The 7,050-nt window shown below is 38.8% G+C and carries 10 protein-coding genes and 1 pseudogene; 6 read left to right on the plus strand and 5 right to left on the minus strand.

Annotated features, from left to right (window positions below; translation table 11 throughout):
* Positions 1–86 precede the first annotated feature (86 nt).
* From tnpA to MKL33_RS06350, 4 genes are all read left to right on the plus strand, one after another.
* Positions 87–470, plus strand: a complete 384-nt coding sequence (gene tnpA / locus MKL33_RS06335) for an IS66-like element accessory protein TnpA (RefSeq protein WP_004762545.1) — start codon at positions 87–89, stop codon at positions 468–470.
* Positions 467–802, plus strand: a complete 336-nt coding sequence (tnpB, locus tag MKL33_RS06340; RefSeq protein WP_004691519.1) for an IS66 family insertion sequence element accessory protein TnpB — start codon at positions 467–469, stop codon at positions 800–802. The genes tnpA and tnpB overlap by 4 nt, the downstream gene beginning before the upstream one ends.
* Before the next feature lie 69 nt (positions 803–871).
* Positions 872–2,476: an IS66 family transposase gene (gene tnpC, locus MKL33_RS06345; RefSeq protein WP_130120076.1), complete on the plus strand. Its 1,605-nt coding sequence runs from the start codon at positions 872–874 to the stop codon at positions 2,474–2,476.
* Positions 2,477–2,928: 452 nt separating this feature from the next.
* A complete protein-coding gene (locus tag MKL33_RS06350; RefSeq protein WP_016653394.1) occupies positions 2,929–3,141 on the plus strand; it encodes a hypothetical protein in 213 nt (70 codons plus the stop codon).
* A 124-nt stretch (positions 3,142–3,265) separates the two neighbouring features.
* Here the strand turns inward: MKL33_RS06350 and MKL33_RS06355 are convergent, their stop codons facing one another.
* From MKL33_RS06355 to MKL33_RS06365, 3 genes are read right to left on the minus strand one after another with little or no spacing between them, the layout of a single operon-like run.
* Positions 3,266–3,475 (minus strand): hypothetical protein, encoded by a 210-nt coding sequence (locus MKL33_RS06355; protein WP_000069471.1) that lies wholly within the window; start codon positions 3,473–3,475, stop codon positions 3,266–3,268.
* Entirely contained in the window at positions 3,468–3,770 is a 303-nt protein-coding gene (locus MKL33_RS06360) for a helix-turn-helix domain-containing protein (RefSeq protein ID WP_001140619.1), read from the minus strand. Before MKL33_RS06360 ends, MKL33_RS06355 begins: the two co-directional genes overlap by 8 nt.
* Positions 3,763–4,119, minus strand: a complete 357-nt coding sequence (locus MKL33_RS06365; protein ID WP_000269903.1) for a type II toxin-antitoxin system RelE/ParE family toxin — start codon at positions 4,117–4,119, stop codon at positions 3,763–3,765. Before MKL33_RS06365 ends, MKL33_RS06360 begins: the two co-directional genes overlap by 8 nt.
* Positions 4,120–4,826: 707 nt before the next feature.
* Here MKL33_RS06365 and MKL33_RS06370 point away from each other — a divergent pair.
* The gene (locus tag MKL33_RS06370; RefSeq protein WP_009501148.1) at positions 4,827–5,363 is read left to right on the plus strand and encodes a porin family protein; all 537 of its coding nucleotides are present in this window, start codon (positions 4,827–4,829) and stop codon (positions 5,361–5,363) included.
* Positions 5,364–5,532: 169 nt separating this feature from the next.
* On the opposite strand, the gene MKL33_RS06375 is transcribed toward MKL33_RS06370, so the two are convergent.
* Positions 5,533–5,763, minus strand: coding sequence for a hypothetical protein (locus MKL33_RS06375; protein ID WP_009501150.1), 231 nt, complete (start codon positions 5,761–5,763; stop codon positions 5,533–5,535).
* Between the two features lie 336 nt (positions 5,764–6,099).
* On the opposite strand from MKL33_RS06375, the gene MKL33_RS06380 reads away from it, so the two are divergent.
* Positions 6,100–6,471: an RcnB family protein gene (locus MKL33_RS06380; protein ID WP_009501156.1), complete on the plus strand. Its 372-nt coding sequence runs from the start codon at positions 6,100–6,102 to the stop codon at positions 6,469–6,471.
* 63 nt (positions 6,472–6,534) lie between these two features.
* On the opposite strand, the pseudogene MKL33_RS06385 reads toward MKL33_RS06380, so the two are convergent.
* Positions 6,535–7,050: pseudogene (locus tag MKL33_RS06385) on the minus strand (IS5-like element ISAba13 family transposase); the annotation flags it as partial.

The raw sequence follows: 7,050 nt of genomic DNA on the forward strand, positions 1-7,050 counted from the left end.
GTAAGCGTCCGCTGAACACACCTTATGAATTCATCCTATAAGCCTTAATTTAGTCCCCACTTAAAAACAAGTGGGGACTAAAATTTATGACTACAAATCACCAGACATCCATCGCATCTCTTGCGAAAAAACGAAGAACATACAGTGCTGAATTTAAACAGCAGATCGTTCAGGCTTGTAAAGCACCGGACGTTTCAATTGCTTCGGTCGCTTTGCAACATGGATTGAATACAAATCTTGTATCCAAATGGATTCGCTTAATTGATGGTAAGCCAGGGAATGATCGCTCACCACTACCGAATAAACCTGCATTTATTGCCTTATCTTGCTCTGCACCATTAGATCCTACTCCTACTGACATGTTAACGGTTCAAATTACTTTACCCCACTCAAAAGCAGAAATTGGCTTGAAATGGCAAGTATCAGAAATATCTGCTTTAGCAGAATTACTCAAGGCACTTGCAACATGATCCGCATTGATGAAATCTGGCTTTCTACCCAACCTCTGGATATGCGAGCAGGGATGGATACTATCATGGCTCAGGTGGTGAGAGCCTTTGGCTACATTAAACCGCATTGTGCTTACCTGTTCTGTAATAAACGTGGCCATCGCATGAAAGTGCTGGTACATGATGGACTGGGCATCTGGCTGTGTGCCCGGCGGCTGGAACAGGGAAAATTCCACTGGGCGCAGGTTCACCAGGGTGAAAGCATGGCGATCAGTCCGGAACAGTTACAGGCACTGATCCAGGGTTTACCTTGGCAGCGCATTGGACGACAGCAGGTGGTGACGATGCTCTAAACTGGTCCATTCTGCTATTCTCCAAACGTTCTATTTCCTCTGCGTCATGACCTCAGGCATACTGCGGTCATGAATACGCTGCCAGACTTAAGCCAACTGACCCATGAACAACTGCTGGAATTTACCAGACAGTTGGCAATGCAGCATCAGTCTCTGGCACAATCAAATCAAGAATTAGAAAAATCAAACCAGCAATTGGATGCCAAAGTTCAACATCTTTCCATTCTCACGCAAAAATACGAGCATGAGCTCGCACTATTTAAACAGCACAAATTTGGCAGTAAAAACGAACATCTCACCGCAAAACAAATCCATCTGTGGGACGAAGCGGTTGAAGAGGATATCGCAGCAGTTGATTTGGAACTGGAGCGGCTGAATGCAGATAAAACCGATGCAGCGACAGAGAAAGCCACAGTCAACAAACCTAAACGTCGACTGCTGCCGGATCATTTACACACCATCCGTATTGAGCATGAACCTGCATCAACCCAATGCAGTTGTGGCTGCCAGTTACGTCGTATCGGCGAAGATATCAGTGAAAAACTGCATTTCAGACCGGCACAGTTCTATAAGGAACAGCATGTGCGTGGCAAATGGGTCTGTGATCAGTGTGACACCCTGACTCAGCAAGCGATGCCCGCCTATGTGATTGATAAAGGCATTGCTTCACCTGAACTGCTCAGCCATGTGCTGGTATCGAAGTATGCCGATCATTTGCCGCTGTACCGTCAGCGCCTGATCTATCAGCGGGCGGGCATTGATCTGTCCAGATCTACTTTATCTGACTGGATTGGTCGCTGCGGTGTGGAACTGGAACCTCTGGCCAATGCCTTAAAACAGGTGGTGCTGCAACAGCGGGTGATCCATGCCGATGAAACGCCGGTCACCATCATGCGGATGGGTGATGATGAGAAAAAACCGAAGAAAGGTTATGTCTGGGCCTATGCCACTACACAGTACAATCCAGTTCAAGCGGTGATCTATGACTTTCAGGATAGCCGTTCAGGTCAGCATGCAGAAGAGTTCCTGAATGGCTGGCAGGGCCATCTGGTCTGTGATGATTACAGTGGTTATAAAGCACGCTTTAAATCAGGCGATGTCATTGAGGTGGGCTGCATGGCGCATGCACGTCGTAAATTCCATGAGCTACATGTGACTGGGAAAAGTCAGATCGCTGAACAGGCATTACTGATGATTCAGAAACTGTATGCGATAGAAGCCGAACTCAGGAAAAAGACCGATAGTACAGCAGAACACCGCCGCGAATACCGACAACAGCACAGCCAACCGGTGATGCAACAACTGTATGAATGGCTCAACCAACATTATCTGACGGTGCCATCGAGTTCTCCAACCGCCAAGGCCATCAATTACAGTCTGAAGCGTTGGCCAGCCTTAAGCCGCTATCTGGATGATGGCAATCTACCCATTGACAATAACTGGGCAGAGAACTCAATGCGCCCCTGGGCCTTGGGACGAAAGAACTGGCTATTTGCAGGTTCGCTGCGCAGTGGCCAACGAGCAGCCAATATCATGACTTTAATCCAGTCAGCAAAGCTGAATGGGCTGGATCCGTATGCCTATTTAAGTGATGTGCTGAAAAGGCTGCCGACGCATAAAGCGACCCAAATAGAAGAATTACTGCCACATCGCTGGAAATCCAACTCAAATTAAAAAATAGGCATGGGGTTCAGCGGACGCTTACTTTCTTATGCAAAAAAAAGTCAAGAATCTTTATTTAAGAAAAGGTGAACACTCATTTGTTCTGCAATCACAGTTCATTTTTAAAGCTAAGCAGCAAAAATGGACTAGTGAAGATATCCAAAAAATTATAGAAAAGACCTTATATCAAGATAAATATAGGGTATATGCAATTTTGAGAGAGTATTCTAGCCAGAATTACGGGTAAATTTGACTTGAAAAAGAGAAGGACTAAAGTCTTTTAGAAGGATATATCTTGGATCCTGAATAAGATTTTTACTATTAAAGGAGTAAAGTTTAGCCTCGATATAAGTTTAATCTATTATTTTTACAATAATATTCCATATATCAATACCTAATTTAACTTTAGTTCCTATCGCCAACCCTGTATGGTGCCCGTTCAGAAACACTCTATCGAGGCTAATATGTATAGTTTTTCTGTAAAAGATTTAGATCAATTAATTGAAACGAATCTCAAAGATGGGAATAAATACAGTAAATTATTGATTGGATATAAATTATTTTCTGATTTGATGAATGATCCTATATTTTATACAGAAGTGTCTAATTCAGCTCTGAGCGCTACGAAAAGAAAATATAAGCAACTAAAAATTAAAATCACCACACATCAATATTAGCTTCATTTGGAATAAATCAATAAAACGAAAGTTCTCAGCTCTCTCTTCGTATATGAGAAAGTCACAATTTATGGCCTTTCTCATATCTATTTAGCATAAAATCTCTTATGCGAATCTGGAAAGATTAAGTTATTTCGTAATATTTTATCCAATAAGCATTGTCGAAAATATCAGTGTAATAGCTTGACTTCTTACAATGTGAAAAATAGTCACAGCATAAATCTCTAATAATTTCAATTTCCTCTAGGCTATCAGCAGCATTGACTAAAAATATAAACTTGTCCAAGTTAACAAGTAATTTACTACTATTTTTCAAAGGTTTATTATTAGACATTGAATCCTATGTGTTTTCCTGTTGGAAGCTCTACATCAATACGAAGTTTTCCGCCCATTGCTTCGACATACTTTTTCATCGTTGAAATTTTAAGATCATGACCACGATTTTCGATTGCTGACAATGAAGGCTGTTTGATTCCAAGGGTTGCAGCCAGTTCTTTTTGAGAAATCTCTAACTCTTCACGAATAAGGTGAAGCTGAGTTTCCAACAATAATTCATCCGCCATTTGTTGAATACGAGCTTGACTCTCTGGAGAGCGATTAGCCAATAATTCTTGTAGGGTCTTAGCCATTAGATTGATCTCCTAAAGTTGAAAGATGAATTTCGTATTGCTGATCGGCAATATCTAACATCTCTTTATAAAAACGCTTTTTACCGCCTTTATCACCGATACACAGCACAATAGCTTGTCGTAAAGGATCAAATGCGAAAAAGGCTCTCAGTGGTTTACCTCGATGCTGAACACGTAGCTCTTTCATATTGGTAAATTTGGAGTCATAGACGGTATCTACTAAAGGACGACCTAAACTTGGTCCCTGTTGCTGTAGAACGACCAACGCTGCGAGTACTTTCTCTTGTGTAGATTGATCTTGCTGTGCAAGCCATTCGTTAAACAGATCCGTTGTAATGACTGTCCACATATTACAACAATAATATAGATTACAATCTATATTTTATGCTTAATTGAATTATTATTCAAATGACAATAAAAAATCCCGACGTCATGTCGGGATTTTTCGGTGTGGAGCGCATAGGTAGGGCTGACTACCTAATGGTCATGGTGTCTGACTGATTATTCTTGTTTTAAGTCATTGAACATCCTGTTCATATAGATTAATCATAGGGACTTCACTGGTGCTTGGATACAAACAATTTCGTAAAATGCTGTAAGCCAAAGCGTACAAAAAATCATCAAAATTATCCCAAAGCTTATCCGCAAGAAATGGGGATAAATTCAGAAATGGAAGCCTTAAGGAATCGGAAGGAAATTACGATTTGATCGTTTTTAACCAATTTTATTGGCAAAATATATAAAAACTGCTCATAAAAAAGCCGACTTGTTCCCAAGTCGGCTTTTCGACATCGTCGAGCAAATTATTTATAGCATAAGTTTTTGATTTTTATATGTTTCAATTTGTTCATTTCGTATAACGCCCACTATGTTAAATAGAAAATTTCTAGAAGAAATAAAAAAAGATTATTTATTAACCAATAAATCAAAAACTATCTCACTAATTAGTATAACTTTATTGCAAAACTTTATTTATATTTCCAATATATGCAAATCCTTTAAATCAATGATTTATGGGTTTTTATATAATTTCAATATTTATTCATGAGATATACAATGAAAAAACTGCTTTTGGTATCACTTCTTGGGACTGTTGCAGCAACTACAGCAAATGCTGGTAGTACAACAATTCAGCCATATGTAGGCGCTGGCTATACATTTTTAAATAACGATAATGTTGATGTACATTTTCTAGGTCTGAATGGTGGTTTGCAATTTAATGAATATGTTGGTGCTGAAGTATTCTGGAATAAATCTGTGAATGACATCGAGTTCGATGGCGATTTAGAAGAACTTGGTGTAAGAACTGATGCCGATGTTCAATACTATGGTATTGGCTTAACAGCTAAATATCCTTTAGCAAATAACTTCTATGCTAAAGGTATGGCAGGTTATGCACGTGTTGACCTCGATGTAGATGCTACTTATCAAGGTTATACAGTTTCAGCTAGCGAAGATGATTCCGGTTTAATCATTCAGGCTGGGGCTGGCTATAACTTCACTCCAAACTTGGCTGCAGAAGTAGCTTACACACACGTTAATGCGTTTGATGGCTTTAATGGTGTAAATGCTCAATTAAAATATAACTTCTAATTTGTTGAGTAAAAGAGCGAGGAGAAAATCCTCGCTTTTTTTGGAAATTTGTACAACAGCCATTATGTTAAATGAAAGAAGTAGTGAATTTATTCTGTCTTATCAGTAGGAAGGCATAAAAAAAGACCAATAAGTTTTTACACTTATTGGCCTTTTCCTTTATTCGTAATTAGTGTTTAGGTGGCAATTTATGCTCTGGATGATGCTTCTTCATGTCATGTTTTGAAGGGGCTTTATGATCGGGATCTCTTTTCATATCATGTTTTGGTGGCTGTGGTTTTTTATCAATATGGTGCTGAGCTGGTGGCTGTTTATGATCCTGTACTGGAGCAGCCATCGTAGTCATTGTGAATGAGGTTGCCATTAAACCAACGAGTAAACCAGAGATAATCTTTTTCATTTCTAAACTCTAAACCTGAGAACTTATTTGATAAGAGGATATTAGGACTGCTTTATGGAGATTAGATGGATAATAATGTGAGATTTAAGTAAATTATTTTCCTCATTAAAACATGATGATTCAACTATATGTTTTTATTATATTTGAGTGAAATCACAGCCTATTTAAAGACCAAATAAATGGTTATTTTGCATTCTAAGTGTTTGTTTTATATTCTAAATTAATCCTTATTTCCTTCTTAATTTTAACAAAAGAATTACATTAAATAATTATTTAAACTTGGTTTCTCATGTTTAATGAAATTATCAATTAAAAGACAAAATGATTAGGTGTGGTATGAATACATTAATTAAAGCAATTGTTTTATCAGTATCAGCTTCTGTTATGGGAGCTTCTGCTTTTGCTGCTCCACAAGAAAATCATAATCAGCCTAAACACGTTAATCAGCATAAAAAACAAGTTGACCAACATAAGAAACAGCCTTTAGTTCAAAAAGCTCAAACTCAGAAGCATACTGTAAAACCTTCACGTGATTGGAAGGCTGGACAAGTTATTCCTTCTCAATACCGCAAAGGTCACTCAGTAGACCATAAAAAGTATAGCAACCTGACTAAACCAGCTAAGAACCAGCAATGGGTGAAAGTAAATAATGATTATGTGCTGATCAATACAGTGAATCACAAAATCATTAAAACTATCAAAGGTTAATATCTCTGATAGGCTTTGTTGCACAAAGATTTAAAAGTTAAGACTTCTCATATCTACTCAAATTTAAGTGACAACTCGGGTATGTGGTCTGCCTAAGTCCGTAAATTTATTTAATACTGCCATACGTGCATGAATCTCATTGACTTGGCTTTGAAAAATTTCTCGCACTGAGTTTATCCCCCAATAATTTGATGCAATGCATCTTGGTTTCAACCAAACTTCGCCGATGATAGCCTGACCATTTCTTCCAAATAGTTCTTCCTAAACGTTTAACTGTTCGAAGCAACTCATTGCGTTCTAGCGAGCTCATCTTTTTATCTTTCCATGGCTTCGCATTTTTTCTTGGTGGAATCACTGCATGTGCTTGCCGATCCGCAATGACCTGTCGGCACTGTTTGGTATCATAAGCTCCATCGGTATAGACGGAGTCAACTCTCTCATCTTGTGGAATCTGATCGAGTAAATCACCAAGTACCTGTGAATCACTCACATTGTTGGTTGTGAGCTGAACAGCGCGTATTTGTAAGGTTTTAGCATCTATACCCATATGTAATTTACGCCATTGGCGACGATATTCAG

This window comes from Acinetobacter sp. AOR43_HL (assembly GCF_027854635.1).
GTDB lineage: Bacteria > Pseudomonadota > Gammaproteobacteria > Pseudomonadales > Moraxellaceae > Acinetobacter > Acinetobacter pittii.

Excerpts from the sequence above, each read along its gene's own strand:
- MKL33_RS06350 (WP_016653394.1), top strand. The coding sequence starts at position 2,929 with ATGTATAGTTTTTCTGTAAAAGATTTAGATCAATTAATTGAAACGAAT.
- tnpC (WP_130120076.1), top strand. The coding sequence starts at position 872 with ATGAATACGCTGCCAGACTTAAGCCAACTGACCCATGAACAACTGCTG.
- MKL33_RS06380 (WP_009501156.1), top strand. The coding sequence starts at position 6,100 with ATGAATACATTAATTAAAGCAATTGTTTTATCAGTATCAGCTTCTGTT.
- MKL33_RS06355 (WP_000069471.1), bottom strand. The coding sequence starts at position 3,475 with ATGTCTAATAATAAACCTTTGAAAAATAGTAGTAAATTACTTGTTAAC.
- tnpA (WP_004762545.1), top strand. The coding sequence starts at position 87 with ATGACTACAAATCACCAGACATCCATCGCATCTCTTGCGAAAAAACGA.
- MKL33_RS06370 (WP_009501148.1), top strand. The coding sequence starts at position 4,827 with ATGAAAAAACTGCTTTTGGTATCACTTCTTGGGACTGTTGCAGCAACT.
- MKL33_RS06365 (WP_000269903.1), bottom strand. The coding sequence starts at position 4,119 with ATGTGGACAGTCATTACAACGGATCTGTTTAACGAATGGCTTGCACAG.
- MKL33_RS06360 (WP_001140619.1), bottom strand. The coding sequence starts at position 3,770 with ATGGCTAAGACCCTACAAGAATTATTGGCTAATCGCTCTCCAGAGAGT.
- tnpB (WP_004691519.1), top strand. The coding sequence starts at position 467 with ATGATCCGCATTGATGAAATCTGGCTTTCTACCCAACCTCTGGATATG.
- MKL33_RS06375 (WP_009501150.1), bottom strand. The coding sequence starts at position 5,763 with ATGAAAAAGATTATCTCTGGTTTACTCGTTGGTTTAATGGCAACCTCA.